Origin of the sequence: Psychroserpens mesophilus (assembly GCF_050617655.1) — a bacterium.
Lineage (GTDB): Bacteria > Bacteroidota > Bacteroidia > Flavobacteriales > Flavobacteriaceae > Psychroserpens > Psychroserpens mesophilus_A.
In genome coordinates this window covers 1-244 of sequence record NZ_JBODQC010000415.1, presented here as the reverse complement: position 1 = coordinate 244, position 244 = coordinate 1, and the positions used below count along the sequence as shown (strand labels likewise).

The window sequence follows — 244 nt, the reverse complement described above, 5'->3', positions numbered from 1 at the left end:
GGAAAGCCGGTTCTGGATATCGGACTGCAACTGGGCATCCGGGTAATTCGGGTCGGAATTGAGTTCGGAAAAACGGATGTCCAGCATGTGGACGCTGGCCTTTAATCCAAAGCTCAGGCGCTGCTCCGGCCCCACCTGAAGTGTATAGGAAAAATCCCCGTCAAAAGCAGTCTCCGAGGTAGGTCCGATCTGGTCGTTGACAATCGACAGGCCCATCCCCACGCCTCGGTACCCTACCGGAGTA

1 protein-coding gene is annotated in these 244 nt (G+C 56.1%); it reads right to left on the bottom strand.

Going from position 1 to position 244, the window contains the following annotated elements; genetic code table 11:
* On the bottom strand, positions 1 to 244 hold a 244-nt coding region (locus tag ACRHNM_RS17830; protein ID WP_431137978.1), incomplete at both ends, for a type IX secretion system membrane protein PorP/SprF.